Raw genomic sequence first — 21,059 nt, forward strand, 5'->3', positions numbered from 1 at the left:
TCATTAAATGAGAATAAGTTTTACTGGCGATATTATGTGTGAATTGCCAACTTTGAGAAAATCAAAAATAAAAAATCAATATAATTTTGACGGGATTTTATCGAGATCTGATATTTTTGGAAAAACAGATTATTTAGTTGGAAATCTAGAAACAGTACTAGCTGGTAAAAATGCAAAATATTCTAAAGATATTTACTCTTATAATACACCAGATTCATTTGCGGATGAGCTTTCTAAAGCGGGATTTAATCTTGTTTCAACTGCTAATAATCATTGTTTAGATAGAGGAAAATTGGGTCTTTTAAGGACAATGAAAGTACTTGATGAGAAAAATATTAATTATATAGGAACAAATATAGATAAAAATGATAAAAGGTATAGAATTGTAGATTTAGAAAATATAAAAGTTGGTTTTTTAGCTTATACTTATGGTTCAAATTACAGTATTAATAAAAATAAATTAGATGAAAATGATAAGTATTTGGTAAACTTTTTTGAAAAACAGGAATGGATTGACAATAGTAGGAAAGATAACTATTCAAAGCTAAAAGAAAAAATTTTATCTGCAGAAAATAGAGTTAAGTTAATGAAAGTTTTTAAAAAAGAATACAACAGGCCTAGAATAGATAATAATAATATTGGAAATCTAGATAAAAACTTGATTGAAGATATTTCTTTTTTAAAAAGTAAGGTAGATTATATTATTTTATTAATGCACTCAGGAGGACAATTTAATATTAAACCAGGTATTTATACTCGTGAATTAGTAAAAAAATTAAAGGAACTTGGTGTTGATTTGGTTATTGGTCATCATCCTCATATTGTGCAAGAATGTAAAATATATAAGGATTTTTTTGTAGCCTATTCACTGGGAAACTTTTTTATGTCCCCGGATACTATATATTTAATAAATGAAAATTTGCCAATGTATTCAATAGTTTTACACTTAGATATTATAAGTAACATTGATTATCAATTATCTTTTTCTATTGCTAAAATTGTAAAAACTAATGGATATGAAAGAGTAGTTAATGTTTATGATTTATTAAAATATGAAAATACAAATAAAGACAAACTATTAAATGATTGCGAAAAAATATACAAAATATTTACTGGTATAAAATCTGTAAACTTTGATATAAAAAAAGAATATAAATTAATGATGGAGAAATAATGACTAAGCTAAGTGTTGTTGTTGCAATATATAATGTTGAAAAGTATGTAAAAAAATGTGTAGAATCTTTAATAAATCAATCTAGTAATAACTATGAGATTATCTTGGTAGACGATGGAAGTACAGATTCATCAGGTAAAATAATTGATTCATACTTAAATTATGAAAATATAAGAATAATTCATCAAAAAAATAAAGGGGTTTCTGTAGCAAGAAATACAGGAATAGAAAATTGTAATGGAGAATGGTTAACTTTTGTTGATGGTGATGATTATGTAGAAAAAGACTTTATTAATAAAATATTAAAATCTATTGATGAATTTGATACTGACATGCTTGTATTTAATTACAATGCCTTTTTTGATGAAAATAATAAGATTAAATGTAGAACTGTACCTTTTGATCAAGATCAATATATATCAGATGATAAAGATTTATTTCAAAAAAGGATGATATCACAATATTATAAAGGCGGAGATAAAAACACTGTAGTTTCTTCAGGTACAACATGGTGCAAAGTTATTAGGAACAATATAATTGATAATAACAAAATAAGATTTAAACCTGGCTTACTAAAGGCTCAAGATACTGTATTTTGGCTAAATGCGACTGAACAAGTAAATAGAATATATTATTTAAATGCAAATTTATATAATTATAGACTGTCAGCTGGCTCTATTAGTTCTGGAAAGAAATATATAAAAAATAGTAAGGAAGAATTTAATAATCTGATAAATGAATATGAAAAATTTATTGATAATTATAAAAAAGATGATTCATTTATAGATGCCTTTAATTTAAGATGTATTCAAGTTTTAATGTGGAATATTGATCATAATTTTTTTAATAAGAATAATAATGAGGATTTTAATAAAAAAATAAAATTATTCAGAGATTTTATTCAAGTTAAAGAATATAAAAATGCAATAAATAGTGTTTCTTTAGATTATTTACCTAAAAGATTACAAGTAATGATGTATTTTGTTAAAAGAAAAAGATTGAAATTGTATTATTTTGTTTATATAATTTATAATTTTTTATCAGACATCAAAAATTCGAGGAAATAACTCTAATGACTATTATATGTAAAATGAGAAGATTAAATGGAGAAAATAATGCATAATTTTAAAATAAAGATAGATAATAGAATATTAGAATATTATATTTTTTACTCCTTAATGTGTTTAATGTTTTTATTACCGCCTGCAATATCTGAAAATTCTTCATATTATTTGACTAGTTTAATCAAAATTATTTCTTATGCTATGCTAATTCTAAATTTTTTTATTACAAGAAAAGCGTTTAATTATTCATTTTTATTAATAATAGCTTATAATTTAGTACTAGTTATATCTACTATAGTAAATAACGGACAAATTAGTGAATCTATAAAACATGCACTAGTTGTTTTACTAGTATGCTATGCACTTACAACTATTTTGAAGGATGAATTAAAAAGAGAAGTGTTTGTTTTTGTGGTTAGAGATATTACATTAGTTTTCTTCATAGTTAATATTGCTTTTTTCTTTATTTTTCCAAAAGGAATACCATCAATTACTACAGACCCTAAATTTCCGAATTTCTTATATATGAATGTTAATTCTACAATAAAATATATACTTCCAGGAATGTGTTGTTCCTCAATAATCGATATGAAAAGAAATAAGAAGATTTCTAAATTCACAGCAATTTTTTTATTTGGAATATTTTATCAAGCAATAATGATTTATTTTACTGCTACAGCTGTTATAGCATGTATGTTTGTTATCTTATGGATATTTTTCATTGTTAATAGCAAACTATTTAACTCAAAACAAATATATGCAACAATGATTGCTATTATTTTGTTGATGGAAATATTGATTTCTTTTAATTCTCCTATAATTTCAATTATATCTAGAGCATTAGGAAAAGATGGAACTTTAAGTGGAAGAACTGTATTATGGTCAAATATAATTAAGCTTGTTTATGATAAATTATTATTTGGATATGGAGCATTAAGCGATTTAGATCTAGTAAAGATTATTGGAAATTTTTATGGTGCTCACAATTATTTTCTAGATATTTTGTTTCAAAGAGGATTGCTTGGGTTATTAATTTTAATTCTAATAATATCATATCCAATTTACAATTATAATTACAAGAATAAAAATAAAGTTGTTGATATATTGATGGGGTATAGTTTAGCGTGCTTATTAATTTCATTATCAGAGCCTCTATATACAAAAGAACATTTGATTATAGCTGTATTTTATTCTTTAATTTATACATTAGATCAATGCAATATTTATAATAGAAAAGTTTGTAGAAAGTCACATTACGTATATTATTAAAAAGGAAAGTATAAATGAGAAGTAAAAAAGCATTTTTAAATGTATTAACAAATTTAATACTACAAGTTTTTATATTTGTTTATGGTTTTGTTTTGCCAAAAATTATAATGAGTAAGTATGGTTCGAATGTAAATGGATTAATTTCATCTGTAACTCAATTTTTGGCCTATATAAGCTTACTTGAATCTGGTGTTGGACCAGTTGTAAAGTCAATATTATATGATCCTATTTCAAAAAAAGACAATAAAAAAATTATAGATATTTTATATGCTACTGAAAAATTCTTTAGAACTATTGCCGGCATTTTTATAATATACATAATAGTTTTAACTTTTGCTTATCCTAATATTATAAAGACTTCAAAAAGTACTTTATATGTATCTTCGTTAATTATAATAATTTCGATAAGTATTTTTTCTGAGTATTTTTTTGGAATGATTTATACAATTTTTTTACAGGCTAATCAAGAAACTTATGTAATTTCAATTATTCAAATTGGTACATATATTCTTGCCATAATCGCTGCTATAATAATGGCAAAATTAAATGTATCAGTTCATATATTAAAACTAAGTATAAGTTTAATTTTTGTTTTAAGACCTATTGCTCAGAGTTTGTATGTTAAGAGAAGATTCAATTTAGATTTTAAAAAAGCTGACAAGAATTATGTTATAAAAAATAAGTGGGATGGACTTGCTCAACATATTGCTTATGTTGTTCACACTAATACAGATATCACTGTATTATCTATTTTTAGCACACTATCAGAAGTTTCTGTTTATTCTGTTTATATGTTAATTGTAAAAGGAATTAAGGCATTGATAACAGCTTTTTCATCTGGTTTAGATGCTTCTTTTGGTGATATGATAAGTAAAAAAGAAACAGAAAATTTACGAAATAAATTTGAACTTTATGAAATAATTTATTTTATGATTTGTACTGTTTTATTTGCTTGTTCTATAGTTTTAATTTTGCCTTTTGTAAAAATTTATACTTCAAATATTAATGACGCTAATTATATTAGGCCATTGTTTGGTATTTTGTTAGTTATTAGTGAGTGTTTGTGGGCGATTAGACTACCTTATTTAACCTTGGTTTATGCTGCTGGTCATTTTAAAGAAACTAGAAATGGAGCTTGGATTGAGTGTTTAACAAATATTATAATTTCTGTAATTTTAGTTAGAAGATATGGTATTGTTGGTGTAGCAATTGGGACAATTGTAGCTATGGTAATAAGGACATCTGAATTTATTTATTATGCTAATAAAAGAATATTAAAAGTTAATGTTATTAAAAGTTTAAGAAAAATTTTAGAATTGGCAGTTATAATATTTTTAACAGCTATTTTTGCAAATAAGATATTTATTTTCCAAAATACTTCTTATGTATATTGGTTTGTAAATGCAATAATTGTTTTTATTTTTACATCCTTATTAACATTTATTATAAATATGATTTTTTATCGTAATAAATTAATAGAAGTATTAAAAATATCTAAATCAATTTTAAAAAGAAAATCTATAAATAGTTAACTTATTTTTAATTAATTACGGGGGAAGTATGAATAAATTTGAATACTATGTAAGAAGGTTTGGTTTTATTGGAATTATAAAACAAGCTCTTAGTAAATTTGGCTTAATTAAATTTGATGTTTACAATTTTTTATATGAAAGATATTATTCAAAACTTAAAAAAGAAGATTTTGAAGATGAACTTATAGATTGGTATAAGTATAGAAGTTTAAGTGATAGAAATCCATTAGAAAATCCTAAAACTTTTAATGAAAAAATCCAATGGCTTAAAATTAATGATGCTACAAAATTAAAAACAATATGTGCGGATAAATATGCTGTTCGTGGTTTTGTTGAAGAAAAAATAAGAAAAGAATATCTAATTCCATTATTAGGATGTTGGAACAAATTTGAAGATATTGATTTTTCAAAATTACCAGATAAAATGATTTTCAAATCAACTACAGGTTCTGCAAGGTATAAAATAATTAAAGACAAAAAAAATATTGACTATGAAGATTTAAAAAAATCAATGGATTCTTGGCAAAAACTTCCATACGGATTTGCAGGAATGGAAATCCATTATTTGGATATAGAAAGAAAGATAATTTGCGAAAAACTTCTAGACATGGCTGGTCCAAGTGTAGCTGATTATAAAATTCATTGCTTCAATGGAAAGCCTCTTATTGTTGAGTATATATCTGATAGAAAAAATCACTCTTATCGTGAATCATGGTTTGATACGAAGTGGAATAAGTTAAATATTGTTATGGACTCTGACTCAGCTTTGAATCATGAAATAACCCCTAATTCACCTGAAAAATTAGAAAAAATGATTGAAATTTCCAAGATTTTGTCTGAAGATTTTATATATGTAAGAGTAGATTTATATGAAATTGATGGAAAAATTTATTTTGGTGAATTAACATTTACACCAGCAAATGGTTTTGATGAATGGAAGGGAAAAAAATCTCAACTTTTAGTAGGGAAATTGCTTAGATTGCCTTATGAAAAAAGATTGGATATTGAGGAAATAAATAAAATAATGAGTGATTTAAAAGAATAGGAAAAATATTAAAAAAGCTATTATTGAATTAACAATGATAGCTTTTTTGATTTTAATCTCTCTTAAAAATATCTCTAGTATAAACTTTATCTATTACATCATCCAAGCAGTTGTTATATCTATTTGCAATAATTGCTTGGCTCATTTTTTTGAATTTTTTTAAGTTATTTACAACTTCAGATCCAAAAAAAGTATCACCATCTTTTAATGTTGGTTCATATATTATTACTTTTGCACCCTTTGCTTTGATTCTTTTCATAACACCTTGGATTGAAGATTGTCGGAAGTTATCAGAATTTGACTTCATTGTAAGTCTGTAAACTCCAATCACGCATTCTTTTTCATTTTCTGGTTGATATTGATCAATACTATTATAATCATAATATCCAGCTATATTTAAAACTTGATCAGCAATAAAATCCTTTCTAGTCCTATTAGAATCAACAATAGCAGAAATCATATTTTGAGGAACCTTATCAAAATTTGCAAGAAGTTGTTTGGTATCTTTTGGAAGACAATAGCCACCATAACCAAAAGAAGGGTTGTTGTAATGAGAACCAATTCTTGGATCAAGACAAACACCATTGATAATCTCTTCAGTATTTAAATCTTTGCTTTCAGCATAAGTATCAAGCTCATTAAAATAAGAAACCCTAAGAGCAAGATAAGTATTAGCAAAAAGTTTTACAGCCTCAGCCTCAGTAAATCCCATAAACAAAGTATCAATATCTTCCTTAATAGCACCCTCTTGTAAAAGATGAGCAAAAATTTCAGCCTTATCACGACTTTCATCATCACAAGAAACAATAATTCTAGAAGGATAAAGATTATCATATAAGGCCTTAGATTCCCTCAAAAATTCAGGAGAAAAAATGATATTTTTAGTATTATATTTCTCCCTAATAGATTTAGTATAACCAACAGGAATAGTAGACTTAATAATCATAGTAGCAGAAGGATTAACTCTTAAAACCAATTCAATAACAGATTCAACAGCAGAACAATCAAAAAAGTTCTTCTTAGAATCATAATTAGTAGGAGCAGCAATAACAACAAAATCAGCATCCCTATAAGCAGCCTCACCATCAAGAGTAGCAGTCAAATCAAGATCTTTTTCCTCAAGATATTTTTCAATATATTCATCTTGGATAGGAGATTTTCTATCATTAATCAAATCAACCTTCTCATTAATAATATCAACAGCAGTGACATGGTTGTGTTGAGACAACAAAGTAGCAATAGAAAGCCCAACATAGCCCGTACCAGCAACAGCAATATTATATTTCTTATCCAAAAAATCCTTCCTAACTTCCCTTTTCTCCTCAACAAACAAATCAACAACATCAAAATCCAAAACCTCACCAAGCTTTTGAAGTTGATCAATAGAAGGAGTGTAGTCGAGGGATTCAAGACGACTAATCATAGTCCTGTTAATACCAGTAAGATCAGCAAGCTTAGTTTGAGTAATATTTTTTTCTTTTCTTTTATCAGCAACAGTCTTAGCCATTTTTTCAATAGATAATTTTTTCATACATTCTCCATTTTCTTTTTTATAAATTGTATAATAATATTATCAATTTTATCTTGTTATGTCAATTTAAATAACAAATAATTTAATTATGCCATAAAATGAGATAAAAAAGATATTTATAATAACATAGGTTCTCTCTAGTTCATTTCTATTATATTAATACTGGATAAATATATTGATATTAAGTCGAAATTATTATAAACTATAGAGTAGCGAGATTTTATAATAAGAATTATAATATTTTCATATATATTTTAAGGAGACGTTGAATGTACGAGAATGAAATAGATATATTAGAAGTTTTAAAAAATATCATAAAAAATATAAGAAAGGTAATTATATTTACTTTTGTTTTTGGAATTGTATTTTTTCTTTTAAGTAAATTTGTTATAGCACCTACTTACGAAGCGGATACAATGATTATGGTAGCAAAAAGTACAGATAGTAGTAGTAGCTCAACTTATGCAAAATTATCTAAGTCAAATGAATTTACAAGTGATATAATAAAAAAATTAGATTTAGATATAACAAGTGAAGAACTATCAAGTAAAATTTTAGTTGAGCCAGACTCAGGTTCTAGAATAATAAATATTAAAGTAACAGATTCTATACCAGAAAGAGCGGCTGATATTGCAAATCAAACCGCTGTAGAATTAACAAATTCTATTGGCAAGCTTAGTAAAAAGAAAGTCTTGATTTCTGATAAGGCAAAAGTGCCTAAAAAACCGACATCTCCAAATGTAAAAAAATATACAGGACTTGGTATGTTCCTTGGATTTTTTATTGGAGCCATATATGTATTGATTAATGAATTTAAGGATTCTAGAATAAAAAGTGCAAAAGAAATAGAAAGTTACTATGATTTACCAATAATTGGGATTATTCCAGAAGAATTAAAAGGAGAATAGGATGAAAGAAAAAAATGAATATTTAAGTAATTCATCTTTTTATGATGAGTCAATTTATTCTATAAAAACAAACTTAAAGTACAATAAAGAATATAAAAACTATAAGATTATTGGAATGACATCATCAAAGCCTAATGAGAAAAATACAAAGGCCTTATATGATATTGCAAAATCTTTTGCAAGTGATGGACTAAAAGTTGTACTATTAGATTTTGACTTAAGGATGCCAAAATTAGATAATTTGTTGAAACTTGATAAAAATATCGGCTTAACAGATTTCTTTTATGATAACAATAATATAAATGAAATCTTAATAAAAGATAAAAATCAAGAAAATCTTTCTATTTTGCTTTCAGGTCAAAAACCTAATAATCCAACAGAAATCTTAGATTCAAGTAAAGTAAAAAATATAATTAAAGATTTATCAGAAAAATTCGATTACATCTTTATAAATGTTCCTCCAGTTGACTTATTGGCTGATGGTGCAATTGTTTCAACTTATTGTGATGGCATAATTTTATCCTTTAAATACAATGATACAAAAAAAGAAGAGCTTGATAAGGCTGTTGAAAATTTAAAAAAGGTAAATGCGAATATAATTGGAATGATTATGACACATGCTAAGATAGATAAGAATATTTATAAAGGATATTTTAACAAATAATTCAAAAATCTTTGAATTTTGGAGGAAAAATGAAATTTAAAAAGATTATTTGCTTACTTGTAATCCTTATTAGCTTAAGTTCATGTAAGGCAAAAAAAGAAAAATATCAAAGTAAAAATGTTGAAGTAGATACAATTTTTGATAGTGATTTTTCTTATGATAATTCAGAAGAAGAGCAACTTGAAAATTTAACTAAGTTGCTTAAACAAGGTATTGATGAAATTCCTAATGTTGATGAAAAAGAAAAAAAAGATTCAAACCTAGAAATTTCCAAGGGATTTGCTACAAAAAAAGATATTGAATTTAGAAAAGATCCACTTGAAGATGAGGATAATATTATAGGAAAAATACCAAAAAACACAAAGGTTGAAATAATTAAAAACGTTAATGTTGATGGGAAAAAATGGTCTAAAATTTCTTATAATGGTAATAAAGGCTATGTAAAAAGAAGTTTTTTAAAAGAAATTGAATAAATTATTAGTTAAGTCAAATTCTTTGTGGATTTGGCTTTTTTATTATTTAGAATTTTATTGCAAGAATAAATTATTTTTGAAAAGTTTAACTTAAGTATCTAATTATTGTAATAAATACAAAAATGTTATTTATATAACAATAAAAGCCTTTATGATAAAAATAATGTTGACAAGGATAAACAAACTCATATAATAATAGTGACAAAAGATTAACAAATATAATTTAAAAGGAGAAAAAAATGACTATTACAACATTCCAAGTTCCTAGAACTATTGTTCACGGTGTGGACAGTCTTGAATATCTTAAAAATCTTGAGGGAAAAAAAGCTGTTCTTGTTACTGGTGGACATTCTATGAAAAAATTTGGTTTTTTGGACCAAGCTAAAAAATATTTGGAAGAAGCTGGTATGGAAGTTATGATTCTTGATGGGGTTGAACCTGATCCTTCTGTAAAAACTTGCCTTGAAGGCGGCAAGAAAATGGAAGAGTTTGGACCTGATTGGATAATTCCAATTGGTGGAGGTTCTGCAATGGATGCTGCAAAGGCTATGTGGATTTTCTATGAACATCCTGGATATAGTTTTGAAAAATTGGCAGCTTTTGACAATCCACCACTAAGAACAAAGGCAAAAATGGCTTGTATTCCATCAACATCAGGAACTGCTTCAGAAATAACAGCATTTTCTGTAATTACTGATACAGAAAAAGAAATCAAATATCCATTAGTTCACGCAGATTTTGTTCCAGATGTGGCAATTTGTGATCCAGTTATAGCAAGCAAAATGCCACCAAGAATTACAGCTCAAACAGGAATGGATGTTATGACTCACGCAGTTGAGGCTTTCGTTTCAACAGCAGCAGACGATTACACATCACCACTTGCAATCAGAGCAATCGAGCTTGTTTTTGGAAATCTTAAAAAAGCTTATGATAATGGAGAAGATATGGATGCAAGAGAAAAAATGCACGACGCATCAACCCTTGCAGGAATGGCATTTTCAAATGCTTCACTAGGAATAGTTCACTCAATGGCTCACAAAATTGGAGGAATTTTCCACCTAACACACGGAGAAGCAAATGCAATTATGCTTCCATATATCATTGATTACAATAGAAAATCAACAGATAGTTATGATAAATTAGAAAAAATTCTAGGAATTGATGATATAGCAGAAGAAATTAGAAAATTAAATGCGTCTGTAGGACTTACAGCTAATATTAAAGACGGTAAAAATACTGTAATAGAAGAAGATAAATTCTTAGAAGTTTTGGATAAAATGAGTGAAAATGCATTTAAAGATGCTTGTACACTTACAAACCCAAGAGAAACTTCACCAGAAGATATTAAGAAAATCTATGAAGCTGCATATTACGGTAAAAAAATAGATTTCTAAGAAAATAATTTTTAAAAATTATAATTACTAAAAAATATAAATCGATTAGCAAAAACAGGAGCGAAAGTTCCTGTTTTTTTCTTTAGTTTAGAATTTTTTCTAAAGGATTTGGTAAATAGTTGGATAAAATTAATAAAAGAGATCTCTCGACAGGCTCGAGATGGGTGATGATTGGATTATTTTAATTACTAAAGTTTCAAAAAAACTATAATATTATCCAAGATAATTTGTTTATTTTTGTAGAACTTTTATAGACTGAACTTTAAATAACACTATAATTTATATATAAAAATTTGATTTAAATTTATTCGGAGTATAAAAGTATAGAGTATAAATCCATCTCGACCAAGCGAAACGAAGTGGAGTGCGTGGAGAGATCTATTTTGTTTTTTTGGATATTATTTTACCTTATCAATGACCTATAATTTTTTTATCTATTAAAATTATATTTTTTTAAAAATTTTACAAAAATTTATTATTATGGTACTATAAATGTAACAAAAAATGTACTAAAAATGTAACTAAAGGTTTTTGTATGGAAGTGGAAATTGAAAATAAAATTAGGGAATTTAGGAAAGAAAAGGGGCTTTCTCAGCATAAACTTGCTAAAATGGTTGGACTTAAAAGAAGGTCGATTATGGCTTATGAAAATAACACCATAAGTCCAAGTCTTGAAACTGCCTACAAAATTTGCAAGGTTTTGGACAAGGATATTAAAGAGGTTTTTATTTTTAAATAAGGAGAGGAAATGGGATTTTTATTTAATGATGTGAATGAATTTAGGGAAAAAATAAATGAAAAATTCAAAAATACTGATTCGTATTTATTTGCTACTAAACATAATTCAACTGGCAAGGGATTTTTGAAATTACTTTTTAGTAATTTGTATAACACAGTAGATTCTTCAAGGACTTTTCTTTTGTATTTTAATGAAAAGGGAATTTATGAAAAGGAAGTTTCAAATTCTACTAAGGACGATTTTATTCTTATGCCTTGGGATGAAATTGAAGTTTTTGAAATCGTTGAAGAATATAGAAGAGCTTTTATAAAATTTCCTCATTTGGTCAAAAATATTTCTTATGAGATTACTTTTGATGGGAAAATGGATGTTGATAATAGGAAAAATTTTGAAAATTTAAAGGAAAAATCTTGGCATAGATTATAAATTTTTTGAAAAATTTGAAATAATCAAGCAATATTGTATAATTAATTTTAAGTAAATAGGACTTATAGGATTTACAGTAGGAAAAATTTGGGATAATTTTTTTGAAATTACAAAATTCTTTGTCCAAGGTTGGCTTTCTACTTAGTGAAAGCGTGGAGTATAAAAAGAAGTGGTACCGCATTAAGATGCCTTCTTATACTCTTTTTTTGTACTTAAAAATAAAGGAGAAAAAAATGAAATTTCAATACGAAAAAGAATATGATAATGTATTTGATGAGTTAAAAGATCGTGGATATTTTGAGGCTTCTACTGATGAGGAAGAATTAGCTGAAAAATTAAAAAATGAAAAATTAACTTTTTATTGTGGATTTGATGCAACTGCAGATTCTTTGACAGTTGGTCACCTTATCCAAATTATGGTTATGATGAGAATGCAAAATTATGGTCACAGACCAATTGCTCTTCTTGGTGGAGGAACTACAATGATTGGGGATCCTTCTGGAAGAAGTGACATGAGAATGGTAATGACCAAGGAAAGAATCGACCATAATGCCAATTGTTTTTACAAGCAATTTCAAAGATTTTTGGAATTTGAGAATGAAGGAGAAGATTCCGGCGACAAGGCTATAATGGTAAATAATGGAGATTGGTTATTAAATCTTCCTTTTGTAGATTTTTTAAGGGATGTTGGATCAAATTTCCTTGTAAATGAAATGCTAAAAAAAGATGCCTACAAAAATAGGATGGACAAGGGTCTTACATTTTTTGAATTTTCCTACATGCTTTTACAATCTTACGATTTTCTAGAATTATACAGAAGACACAACTGCACCCTTCAAATCGGAGGATCTGACCAATGGTCAAACATTATCGGTGGTTATGATTTAATTAGAAAAAAAGAAGATGAAAAAGTTTATGGAATGACTTTTAAACTTTTGACAACTGCTGATGGAGTGAAAATGGGCAAAAGTCAAAAGGGAGCTGTTTGGCTTGATGAAGAAAAAACTTCAGCCTACGAACTTTTCCAATACATGAGAAATGTTGACGACAGGGATGTAGAAAAATTCCTCTTGATGCTAACTTTCCTTCCAACAGAAGAATGTAGAAAACTCGGAAATGGAAAAGATGCAAAAGAAATAAATCATGCAAAAGAAGTTTTGGCATATGAAATTACAAAATTAATTCATGGTGAAGAAAAAGCAAAAGAAGCCCTAGAAGCTTCAAAAGCCCTATTTTCTGGTGCTGGAGATGAGTCAGCAATGCCAACAACAGAAATTGAAAAAGAAGAGCTTCCAATGGGAATTTTGACACTTTTGACAAAATTAGGCTTAACAAAATCAAATTCTCAAGCAAGAGATTCAGTAAAGGGCGGCGGAGTAAGTGTAAACGATGAAAAAATAACCGACCCAAGATTTGAAATCAATGAAGATTTGTTTGAAGATGGAAAAATAATAGTAAAAAAAGGCAAAAAAACCTTCCACAAAGTTACAATAAAATAAGAATAGAGCTTAGATGAATATAAGTTTATATAATATTTTATTTTAAAATAAAATTAAGCCAGTTGCATTTTTTGAAAAATTTTATATCAGGAAATTTTGGGTATAATATTTTGGAAAATAAAATTTAAGGAGAATATTATGAAAATTTCAGCTAGAAATACAATAAAAGGAAAAGTAGTAGAAGTTGTTGAAGGTGCAGTTAATGGAATTGTTAAAATCGATATAGGAAACGGAACCATAATCACATCATCTATTACAAACAACGCTATTAAGGAACTTGGTCTTGAAGAAGGCAAAGAAGCTTACGCAGTAATTAAAGCAAGCAATGTTATGGTAGCTGTTGACTAATAAATAATAAATAAGGATAAACTTGGTTTTCTAATAAGCAAACCAAATTTGATCTAATACCAGAGTGAGCATTAAAGCTTACTCTGTTTTTTTATTTTATAATTTTCTAATTGAATCCAATATTTTTTTCTAATTTTAAAGTTTATATTTTTTTATAAATTTTTTTACAATTTTAATTTCAAATTCTGTCCTATATTTTGCCAATTTTTTCTTATATATTTTAAATTGGAAAAAATGGACAAAAACGCTATAATATAGGTATATATAAAAAGAAATTTAGTTTTATTAATTTTAAAAAGGAGAATTTATGGATAAAAATGCTTATTATATAACAACGCCAATATATTATCCAAATAGCAACCTTCATATTGGTAATGTTTATACTTCAGTTATTGCTGATGTTTTGAAAAGATATAAGGCACTCAGGGGATTTGATGCTTATCTTACAACTGGAACTGACGAACACGGTCAAAAAATAATGAATGCAGCTCTTTCTCATGGATCTAAGCCTCAAGAATTTGTTGATAGAATTGCAGGAGAAACAAAAGTTTTGCTTAAAAAACTTGATATTGATTATGATTCATTTATTAGGTCAACCGATCCAAAACATGAAGAAAATGTAAAAAATATTTTCCAATATCTTTATGACAAGGGAGATATTTATAAGGGAAAATATGATGGATATTATTGCGAATCTTGCGAATCTTATTTTACTGAAAGCCAACTTGATGAGGGAAATTGTCCAGATTGTGGTAGGGCAGTTGATCATCATTTGGAAGAATCATATTTTTTCAGACTTTCAAAATATACTGATAAATTAAAAGAACTTTTCAAAGACCATACTGAATTTCTTGAGCCTAAATTTAGGCAAAATGAAATGTTGAATAACTTTATCAACAAGGGTCTTGATGATCTTTCTGTTTCTAGAAATACTTTTGATTGGGGAGTTGATGTTCCTTTTGACAACGAGCATGTTGTTTATGTTTGGATTGATGCCCTATCTTGTTATTTGACAGCTATTGGTTATGGTCATGACATGGAAAAATTCAATAAATATTGGCCAGCAGGTGTTCATTTAATTGGAAAAGATATTGTAAGATTTCATACAATAATTTGGCCAGCACTTTTGATGGCTTTAGATATTCCACTTCCTAGAAAAGTTTTTGCCCATGGTTGGATTTTGTTTGACAATGACAAGATGAGTAAATCCAAAGGTAATATTATGTATCCAGAACCACTTGTGGAATTATATGGAACTGATTCTTTGAAATATTTCCTACTTCGTGAATTTAATTTTGGAGCTGATGGAAACTTCCTTTCAAAGAAATTTATGGATAGGTACAATTCTGATTTGGTAAATGATTTGGGAAATTTACTTTCAAGAACTGTTTCAATGATTTCAAAATATAATGATGGAATAATTAAAAAAGGTACTGAAACTGACGAGTACGATGAAGATTTAATCAATCTTTGCCATAAAACTTATGATGATTTCACAAAATTAATGGATGAATTTAAATTTAATGAGGCATTGGAATCTTTGTGGAATCTTGTAAGAAGATCAAATAAGTATGTTGACCAAACTGAGCCATGGATTTTGGGTCGTGAAGAAAAATATGAAAGATTAAATACAGTTTTATACAATCTTGCTGAATCTTTAAGAATTGTTGCCCAAATGCTTGAAACTGTTATGAGAAATACAACAAAAGAAATTTTAAAACAATTGGGTGTAGAAAACCAAGGTTTTGAATCTGCAAAAGAATTTGGCCTAATTAAAGAAGGAACAAAAGTAAGTAAGGGTGAAAACTTATTTAATAGACTTGATACAGAAAAAGAACTTGAAAAACTTCATGCTTTAAATAATAAATTAATTGAAGAAAGACTTGGAGTTAAAAAGGAAGAAGAAAAAGAAGAGGAAATCCAATCAAAAGCACAAATTAAAATTGATGATTTTGACAAACTTGACCTTGTTGTAGGTAAAATTTTGGAAGTAAACGACCATCCAGATGCCGATAGACTTCTTGTTTTTAAAGTTGATATTGGAAGTGAAACTAGGACAATTGTTTCAAGTATAAAAGAATTCTACAATAAAGAAGACCTAGTTGGAAAAAATATCGTAATAATTAAAAACCTAAAACCTGTAAAAATGAGAGGGATTTTATCAGAAGGAATGCTTCTTGCTGCAGGAGACGATGCAGTTTTACTTACAACAATCAAAGACTGCAAACCAGGTACGGTGATTTCTTAATGAAATTAATAGATTCACACGCCCATTTAACGAGTGATGATTTTAATGAGGACAGATCTTTTCTTATAAAGGATCTGTCTAATTTTGCCGTAAAATATGTGATAATGTCAGCTTGCGATTTAGAAGATTCAAGAGATGTTTTAAATATTTCAAAAAAATATGACAATTTATTTGCCCAAGTTGGTTTTCATCCTCAAAATATAGATTCTTTTAAAGAGGGAGATATAGAAAAATTAGAAAATTTGGCAAAAGATCCTAAGGTTGTAGCTATTGGGGAAATTGGTCTTGATTATTATTGGCAAGATGACAACAAGGATGAGCAAAAAGAAATTTTTATTAAGCAATTAGATCTTGCAAGAAAATTAAATCTTCCAGTTGTAATTCATTCCAGAGATTCGATTGACGATTGTTTGGAAATTTTAAAAGATTATCCAGATTTAAAAGTCCAAATTCACTGTTTTGCCTATTCATATATTCATCTTATGGAATGTATGAAAAGAGGATATTACATTTCAATCGGGGGAGTTGTAACTTTTAAAAATGCAGAAAATGAGAAAAATGCAGCCATAAATGTAGATTTAGATAGGCTCATGCTTGAAACAGATTCCCCATACCTTTCCCCAGAACCTTACAGGGGGATGAGAAATGATCCGAGAAAAATTGTGGAAGTTGCAAGAGAAATTTCAAATCTTCGTGGGATGAAATTATCAAAACTTGCAAAAAGAACAAGCAAAAATGCCATGGAATTTTTTAATATAAAGTAGGTAGTATGATAAAAGAAACAATAGTAGTTGAAGGAAAAGACGATATAACAAATATTAAATCAGCAGTTGATTGCGAGCTTATAGCGACAAATGGCCTTGCTTTTGGAAAAGATTTAATTGAAAAATTAAAAGAAATTGACAAAAGATGTGGAATAATAATTTTTACTGATCCAGATTTTGCAGGAAAAAAAATCAGGGCAAAAATTTCCAAAGAAATTCCAAACGCCAAGCACGCCTATCTTGATAGGAAAAAAGCAATCAAAAAGGGAGATTTGGGAGTAGAAAACGCCTCAAAAGAAGATATAATCGAAGCTTTAAAAAATGCCCATGCAACAAAAAGTGAAAAAAGAGAAGAATTTACTATGAAAGACCTTTTGGACAATGATCTTACCCTTACAAATGACAGCAGAAACAGAAGAGAAAAACTTGGCGATATTCTATCCATAGGATATTTTAATTCCAAGCAACTTTTATCAAAACTAAATTCCTTTGGAATAAGCCGAGAAGAATTTGAAAGTGCGGTTGAAAAATTATGAAAAAATTATATTCACCAAAAACAATAAAATTAATCCAAGACCTTTATGGTTTTAAATTCACAAAATCTTTGGGTCAAAATTTTTTGGTAGACAAAAATTTTGTAGATAAAATTATAGATTTATCAGAAGTTTCTGGCGAAAATATTTTAGAAATTGGACCAGGAATTGGAACGATTAGCCAAGAAATGGCAAAAACTTGCAAAAAACTTGTTGTAATAGAAATAGATAGGACCCTTATTCCGATTTTAAATGACAATTTGGGAGAATTTCCAAATGTCGACATAATAAATGCAGATATTTTAAAAACTAATCTTAAAAAAATTGTAAAAGAAAATTTTTCTGGGGAAGATTTCAAGGTCGTTTCAAATTTGCCATACTATATAACAACCCCAATAATTGAAAAATTATTTGAAGAAGATCTTCCTTGTAAGGATATGACCATTATGGTTCAAAAAGAAGTGGCAGATAGGATGAAGGCAGATGAAAAAAGCAAAGATTATTCATCACTTTCAGTTTTTATTAAATATTATTCAGAAATTACAGGCCAATTTAAGGTTCCAAAATCAGTTTTTATGCCCCAACCAAAAATAGATTCCCAAGTTTTAAAATTAAATTTGAGACTTTATGATGAAAATGTTGATACAAATACCCTATTTAACATAGTAAGAGCAGGTTTTAATAAAAGAAGAAAAACTATCCTAAATTCCCTATCAAGCGTGATTGAAAAAGAAGATTTAAAAGAAATTTTTGAAATCTTGTCCCTAAAAGAAAATCTAAGAGCAGAAAATCTTTCCCTTGATGATTTTATAAAAATAGCAAATGAATATGAAAAAATAAAGGTATAAAATTGAAAGAGATTATCAATTGAGTATAATAATCTTGTTAGAAAAATAGATTTATAAGAAAAAAGATTGGAGAAAAAATGAAAAAAGTAACAGTTTACACATCAAATACATGCCCACACTGCAAGGCAGCAAAAAATTATTTGAAAGAAAATAATATAGATTTTGAAGAAAAAAACGTAGACGAAGATAGAAGTGCAATCGACTACCTAGTAGAAAAAGGCCACAGAGGAGTTCCAGTAATAAACATAGACGGAGAAGACATTGTAGGCTTTAATAAAGAAGTTGTAGACGAAAAATTAGGATTATAAAATAAAAAAGTAAAAACCCATCCGAGCAAGGAGAAATCTCAATATTACTTAAGTTATTAGAAATATTTAACCAAAGAGATCTCTCGACTAACGCTCGAGATGGGTTATTTTTTTTATTTTCTTAATTACTACGAAATTAATTATTACTTATTTAAATTTTTTTAAAATTAGCAAGTAGCAAGTTAAAATTAAAAAAATTTCAAGATTGAATAAAATATAAAGTTACAAGACCAAGTGATAGACAAATTGAAATTAAATAAAACTTTAGATAAAATCTAAATAAAATTATTTACCATCCCAATCTAGAGGGTAGATTTCATTGAAAAAATCAATCCAAAATCAAATAGAATCTTTAGCATTAAAATAAAGAAAGAAGATACCCACCTCGAGCGAAGTCGAGAGGTCTCATGGATAAAATTAGGCCAAAATTAAATAAAAACTTCAGGTATAAAAAGCACAGAAAAACCCACCTCGGCAAAAGAGAAATCTCAAAACTTATTAAATATATAGAAATATCTAACAAAATAGATCTCTCGACCACTAAAACCAGTTTTCTTCGAAAACTTTTCCGTGCTCTCCCACTAATTTTTAGGGATAATTATGCCAAGTCAAGGCATAATTATCTGCTCGAGATGGGTTATTTTTAAATTTTTATTTAAATTTACAAAAATTTAATCAACTACTCCAAGTATTTCATTAATTTCGTTTTTGTATAGCACTGCCTTTGCTCCATAGATTACTTGAACTCCTCCTGGAACATCAAGGACTCCGGTTGCTCCTGTTTGTTTTAAAATATTTTTATCAACAATTTTTGGATCTTTTAAATTTACCCTAAGTCTTGTTATACAAGCGTCAACATCAATTATATTTTCACTTCCGCCAAGGGCATCTAAGATTACAAGAGCTTCTTCGTGTATGTTTGAATCGGAATCTTTTTTAACTTCTTTTTCTTCAACAACTTCATCGTCGCCTCTTCCTGGTGTCATTATATTAAATTTCTTTATTAAGAAAGAGAATGAGAAGTAATAAAGGGCTGCCCAGATTAATCCAAATGGAATTTGTAACAACCAGTGAGTTTTTTCGTTTCCTTGTAAAACACCAAATAAAATAAAGTCAATTACACCACCTGAGAAGGTGTTTCCTATATTTATATTTAACAAATCAGCAATCATAAATGATAAACCATCCAAAAATGCGTGGAAAACATATAAGAGTGGTTGAACGAAAAGGAACATATATTCAAGAGGTTCAGTAATTCCAGTTATAAATGAAGTTAAAGCAACTCCCAAGAATAATCCTTTTAATTTTTTCTTATTTTCTTCTTTTGCATTTTTGTACATGGCAAGGGCTGCTGCAGGCAAACCAAACATCATTGTTGAAAATCTTCCTGCAAAAAATCTTGTTCCTTCTGTAAATAATCCAACGTGATTTGGATCAGCTAATTGAGCAAAAAATATTTTTTGAGCTCCAGCGATTTGTTGTCCTGCAACCATTTCTACTCCACCAAGTTCTGTATACCAAAACATTGGATAAATCATGTGGTGAAGTCCAACAGCTCCAGACAATCTCATAAGCATTCCATATAAAAATGTTCCGAAAACGCCAAGTTTTGCAATGGATTGTCCAGCAGAAATCAAAAGGCGTTGAAATGGTGGCCAAACTATAAAGAAAAATATACCAACAATAATTGCGACAAAAGATGTAATAATTGGAACAAATCTTGATCCACCAAAAAATCCTAGAACTTGTGGTAATTGGATATTGTAATAATTATTATGAAGATAAACTGCAATAAGTCCAATAACCAAAGCACCAACAACTCCTGTATCAATTGGATCTCCATCAGGATTAAAAATTGAAAGAAGAGTTTCTATAGTTGCATTCATTACCAAAAATCCAACAGCACCAGCAAGAGCTGCAACTCCCTTTTCTCTGTTTGCAAGACCAACCATAATACCAATACACAAAAGCATGGCAAGATTTGCAAAAACTACATTTCCAGCTCCAGCCATAACCTTAAAAATAGTTTGTAAAACACTATTTCCTAAAAAAGGATAGGCATCAATTGTTGCTTGTGATGAAAAAGCACCACCAATACCCAAAAGTAAACCTGCGGCAGGGAGCAATGCTATAGGAAGCATAAAGGCCTTGCCGACTTTTTGTAAATATTTAAACATAAGTCCTCCTTAACTAATTACTTTATTCAATTATATAAGAAGAAAAAAATGTTTTCAATATAAGCAAAAAAATGAACTTTCTTTCAAAAAAATCTAATAAAAATCATAAAATGAT

At 27.7% G+C, this 21,059-nt stretch carries 21 protein-coding genes; 19 read left to right on the forward strand and 2 right to left on the reverse strand.

Annotation, left to right across the window (positions count from 1 at the left end; translation table 11 throughout):
• Positions 1–7: 7 nt before the first annotated feature.
• The 5 genes from L6653_RS06490 to L6653_RS06510 are packed head-to-tail and all read left to right on the forward strand — an operon-like array spanning position 8 to position 6,084.
• Positions 8–1,174, forward strand: coding sequence for a CapA family protein (locus tag L6653_RS06490; protein ID WP_236786049.1), 1,167 nt, complete (start codon positions 8–10; stop codon positions 1,172–1,174).
• On the forward strand, positions 1,174–2,241 hold the full coding sequence (locus tag L6653_RS06495) for a glycosyltransferase (protein ID WP_236786050.1): 1,068 nt from the start codon (positions 1,174–1,176) through the stop codon (positions 2,239–2,241). Before L6653_RS06490 ends, L6653_RS06495 begins: the two co-directional genes overlap by 1 nt.
• Positions 2,242–2,289: 48 nt before the next feature.
• Complete coding sequence (locus tag L6653_RS06500; RefSeq protein WP_236786051.1) at positions 2,290–3,507, forward strand: O-antigen ligase family protein; 1,218 nt, start codon at positions 2,290–2,292, stop codon at positions 3,505–3,507.
• A 14-nt stretch (positions 3,508–3,521) separates the two neighbouring features.
• The gene (locus L6653_RS06505) at positions 3,522–5,039 is read left to right on the forward strand and encodes a polysaccharide biosynthesis C-terminal domain-containing protein (protein WP_236786053.1); all 1,518 of its coding nucleotides are present in this window, start codon (positions 3,522–3,524) and stop codon (positions 5,037–5,039) included.
• A 28-nt stretch (positions 5,040–5,067) separates the two neighbouring features.
• Positions 5,068–6,084, forward strand: a complete 1,017-nt coding sequence (locus L6653_RS06510) for an ATP-grasp fold amidoligase family protein (RefSeq protein ID WP_236786055.1) — start codon at positions 5,068–5,070, stop codon at positions 6,082–6,084.
• 52 nt (positions 6,085–6,136) lie between these two features.
• Here L6653_RS06510 and L6653_RS06515 read toward each other — a convergent pair whose 3' ends face one another.
• Positions 6,137–7,615, reverse strand: a complete 1,479-nt coding sequence (locus tag L6653_RS06515) for a nucleotide sugar dehydrogenase (protein ID WP_236786057.1) — start codon at positions 7,613–7,615, stop codon at positions 6,137–6,139.
• A gap of 269 nt (positions 7,616–7,884) precedes the next feature.
• On the opposite strand from L6653_RS06515, the gene L6653_RS06520 reads away from it, so the two are divergent.
• From L6653_RS06520 to L6653_RS06585, 14 genes are all read left to right on the forward strand, one after another.
• The gene (locus tag L6653_RS06520; protein WP_236786058.1) at positions 7,885–8,523 is read left to right on the forward strand and encodes a YveK family protein; all 639 of its coding nucleotides are present in this window, start codon (positions 7,885–7,887) and stop codon (positions 8,521–8,523) included.
• Between the two features lies 1 nt (position 8,524).
• Complete coding sequence (locus L6653_RS06525; RefSeq protein WP_236786060.1) at positions 8,525–9,187, forward strand: CpsD/CapB family tyrosine-protein kinase; 663 nt, start codon at positions 8,525–8,527, stop codon at positions 9,185–9,187.
• Between the two features lie 29 nt (positions 9,188–9,216).
• Positions 9,217–9,660 (forward strand): SH3 domain-containing protein, encoded by a 444-nt coding sequence (locus L6653_RS06530; protein ID WP_236786062.1) that lies wholly within the window; start codon positions 9,217–9,219, stop codon positions 9,658–9,660.
• A 239-nt stretch (positions 9,661–9,899) separates the two neighbouring features.
• The gene (locus L6653_RS06535; RefSeq protein ID WP_305854536.1) at positions 9,900–11,054 is read left to right on the forward strand and encodes an iron-containing alcohol dehydrogenase; all 1,155 of its coding nucleotides are present in this window, start codon (positions 9,900–9,902) and stop codon (positions 11,052–11,054) included.
• A gap of 535 nt (positions 11,055–11,589) precedes the next feature.
• Positions 11,590–11,793 (forward strand): helix-turn-helix transcriptional regulator, encoded by a 204-nt coding sequence (locus L6653_RS06540; protein ID WP_058991104.1) that lies wholly within the window; start codon positions 11,590–11,592, stop codon positions 11,791–11,793.
• 9 nt (positions 11,794–11,802) lie between these two features.
• Positions 11,803–12,219 (forward strand): histidine kinase, encoded by a 417-nt coding sequence (locus L6653_RS06545; RefSeq protein ID WP_236786064.1) that lies wholly within the window; start codon positions 11,803–11,805, stop codon positions 12,217–12,219.
• Between the two features lie 233 nt (positions 12,220–12,452).
• Complete coding sequence (gene tyrS, locus L6653_RS06550; protein ID WP_236786066.1) at positions 12,453–13,718, forward strand: tyrosine--tRNA ligase; 1,266 nt, start codon at positions 12,453–12,455, stop codon at positions 13,716–13,718.
• Positions 13,719–13,856: 138 nt separating this feature from the next.
• Positions 13,857–14,066, forward strand: coding sequence for a TOBE domain-containing protein (locus tag L6653_RS06555; protein ID WP_004839451.1), 210 nt, complete (start codon positions 13,857–13,859; stop codon positions 14,064–14,066).
• Positions 14,067–14,373: 307 nt separating this feature from the next.
• On the forward strand, positions 14,374–16,314 hold the full coding sequence (gene metG, locus L6653_RS06560) for a methionine--tRNA ligase (protein WP_236786068.1): 1,941 nt from the start codon (positions 14,374–14,376) through the stop codon (positions 16,312–16,314).
• Positions 16,314–17,078, forward strand: a complete 765-nt coding sequence (locus L6653_RS06565; RefSeq protein ID WP_236786070.1) for a TatD family hydrolase — start codon at positions 16,314–16,316, stop codon at positions 17,076–17,078. Before metG ends, L6653_RS06565 begins: the two co-directional genes overlap by 1 nt.
• Positions 17,079–17,083: 5 nt before the next feature.
• Positions 17,084–17,614, forward strand: coding sequence for a ribonuclease M5 (gene rnmV, locus L6653_RS06570; RefSeq protein WP_236786072.1), 531 nt, complete (start codon positions 17,084–17,086; stop codon positions 17,612–17,614).
• Positions 17,611–18,459: a 16S rRNA (adenine(1518)-N(6)/adenine(1519)-N(6))-dimethyltransferase RsmA gene (rsmA, locus tag L6653_RS06575; protein WP_236786074.1), complete on the forward strand. Its 849-nt coding sequence runs from the start codon at positions 17,611–17,613 to the stop codon at positions 18,457–18,459. The genes rnmV and rsmA overlap by 4 nt, the downstream gene beginning before the upstream one ends.
• A gap of 77 nt (positions 18,460–18,536) precedes the next feature.
• Positions 18,537–18,767, forward strand: a complete 231-nt coding sequence (locus L6653_RS06580; RefSeq protein WP_049690234.1) for a glutaredoxin family protein — start codon at positions 18,537–18,539, stop codon at positions 18,765–18,767.
• Positions 18,768–19,174: 407 nt separating this feature from the next.
• Complete coding sequence (locus L6653_RS06585; protein WP_236786075.1) at positions 19,175–19,414, forward strand: hypothetical protein; 240 nt, start codon at positions 19,175–19,177, stop codon at positions 19,412–19,414.
• Positions 19,415–19,438: 24 nt separating this feature from the next.
• Here the strand turns inward: L6653_RS06585 and L6653_RS06590 are convergent, their stop codons facing one another.
• A complete protein-coding gene (locus L6653_RS06590; protein WP_236786078.1) occupies positions 19,439–20,944 on the reverse strand; it encodes a PTS transporter subunit EIIC in 1,506 nt (501 codons plus the stop codon).
• Positions 20,945–21,059 lie beyond the last annotated feature (115 nt).

It is taken from the genome of Anaerococcus ihuae (assembly GCF_928368155.1).
GTDB classification, from domain to species: Bacteria; Bacillota; Clostridia; order Tissierellales; family Peptoniphilaceae; genus Anaerococcus; species Anaerococcus ihuae.

Excerpts from the sequence above, each read along its gene's own strand:
- L6653_RS06490 (WP_236786049.1), top strand. The coding sequence starts at position 8 with ATGAGAATAAGTTTTACTGGCGATATTATGTGTGAATTGCCAACTTTG.
- L6653_RS06495 (WP_236786050.1), top strand. The coding sequence starts at position 1,174 with ATGACTAAGCTAAGTGTTGTTGTTGCAATATATAATGTTGAAAAGTAT.
- L6653_RS06500 (WP_236786051.1), top strand. The coding sequence starts at position 2,290 with ATGCATAATTTTAAAATAAAGATAGATAATAGAATATTAGAATATTAT.
- L6653_RS06505 (WP_236786053.1), top strand. The coding sequence starts at position 3,522 with ATGAGAAGTAAAAAAGCATTTTTAAATGTATTAACAAATTTAATACTA.
- L6653_RS06510 (WP_236786055.1), top strand. The coding sequence starts at position 5,068 with ATGAATAAATTTGAATACTATGTAAGAAGGTTTGGTTTTATTGGAATT.
- L6653_RS06515 (WP_236786057.1), bottom strand. The coding sequence starts at position 7,615 with ATGAAAAAATTATCTATTGAAAAAATGGCTAAGACTGTTGCTGATAAA.
- L6653_RS06520 (WP_236786058.1), top strand. The coding sequence starts at position 7,885 with ATGTACGAGAATGAAATAGATATATTAGAAGTTTTAAAAAATATCATA.
- L6653_RS06525 (WP_236786060.1), top strand. The coding sequence starts at position 8,525 with ATGAAAGAAAAAAATGAATATTTAAGTAATTCATCTTTTTATGATGAG.
- L6653_RS06530 (WP_236786062.1), top strand. The coding sequence starts at position 9,217 with ATGAAATTTAAAAAGATTATTTGCTTACTTGTAATCCTTATTAGCTTA.
- L6653_RS06535 (WP_305854536.1), top strand. The coding sequence starts at position 9,900 with ATGACTATTACAACATTCCAAGTTCCTAGAACTATTGTTCACGGTGTG.
- L6653_RS06540 (WP_058991104.1), top strand. The coding sequence starts at position 11,590 with ATGGAAGTGGAAATTGAAAATAAAATTAGGGAATTTAGGAAAGAAAAG.
- L6653_RS06545 (WP_236786064.1), top strand. The coding sequence starts at position 11,803 with ATGGGATTTTTATTTAATGATGTGAATGAATTTAGGGAAAAAATAAAT.
- tyrS (WP_236786066.1), top strand. The coding sequence starts at position 12,453 with ATGAAATTTCAATACGAAAAAGAATATGATAATGTATTTGATGAGTTA.
- L6653_RS06555 (WP_004839451.1), top strand. The coding sequence starts at position 13,857 with ATGAAAATTTCAGCTAGAAATACAATAAAAGGAAAAGTAGTAGAAGTT.
- metG (WP_236786068.1), top strand. The coding sequence starts at position 14,374 with ATGGATAAAAATGCTTATTATATAACAACGCCAATATATTATCCAAAT.
- L6653_RS06565 (WP_236786070.1), top strand. The coding sequence starts at position 16,314 with ATGAAATTAATAGATTCACACGCCCATTTAACGAGTGATGATTTTAAT.
- rnmV (WP_236786072.1), top strand. The coding sequence starts at position 17,084 with ATGATAAAAGAAACAATAGTAGTTGAAGGAAAAGACGATATAACAAAT.
- rsmA (WP_236786074.1), top strand. The coding sequence starts at position 17,611 with ATGAAAAAATTATATTCACCAAAAACAATAAAATTAATCCAAGACCTT.
- L6653_RS06580 (WP_049690234.1), top strand. The coding sequence starts at position 18,537 with ATGAAAAAAGTAACAGTTTACACATCAAATACATGCCCACACTGCAAG.
- L6653_RS06585 (WP_236786075.1), top strand. The coding sequence starts at position 19,175 with ATGGATAAAATTAGGCCAAAATTAAATAAAAACTTCAGGTATAAAAAG.
- L6653_RS06590 (WP_236786078.1), bottom strand. The coding sequence starts at position 20,944 with ATGTTTAAATATTTACAAAAAGTCGGCAAGGCCTTTATGCTTCCTATA.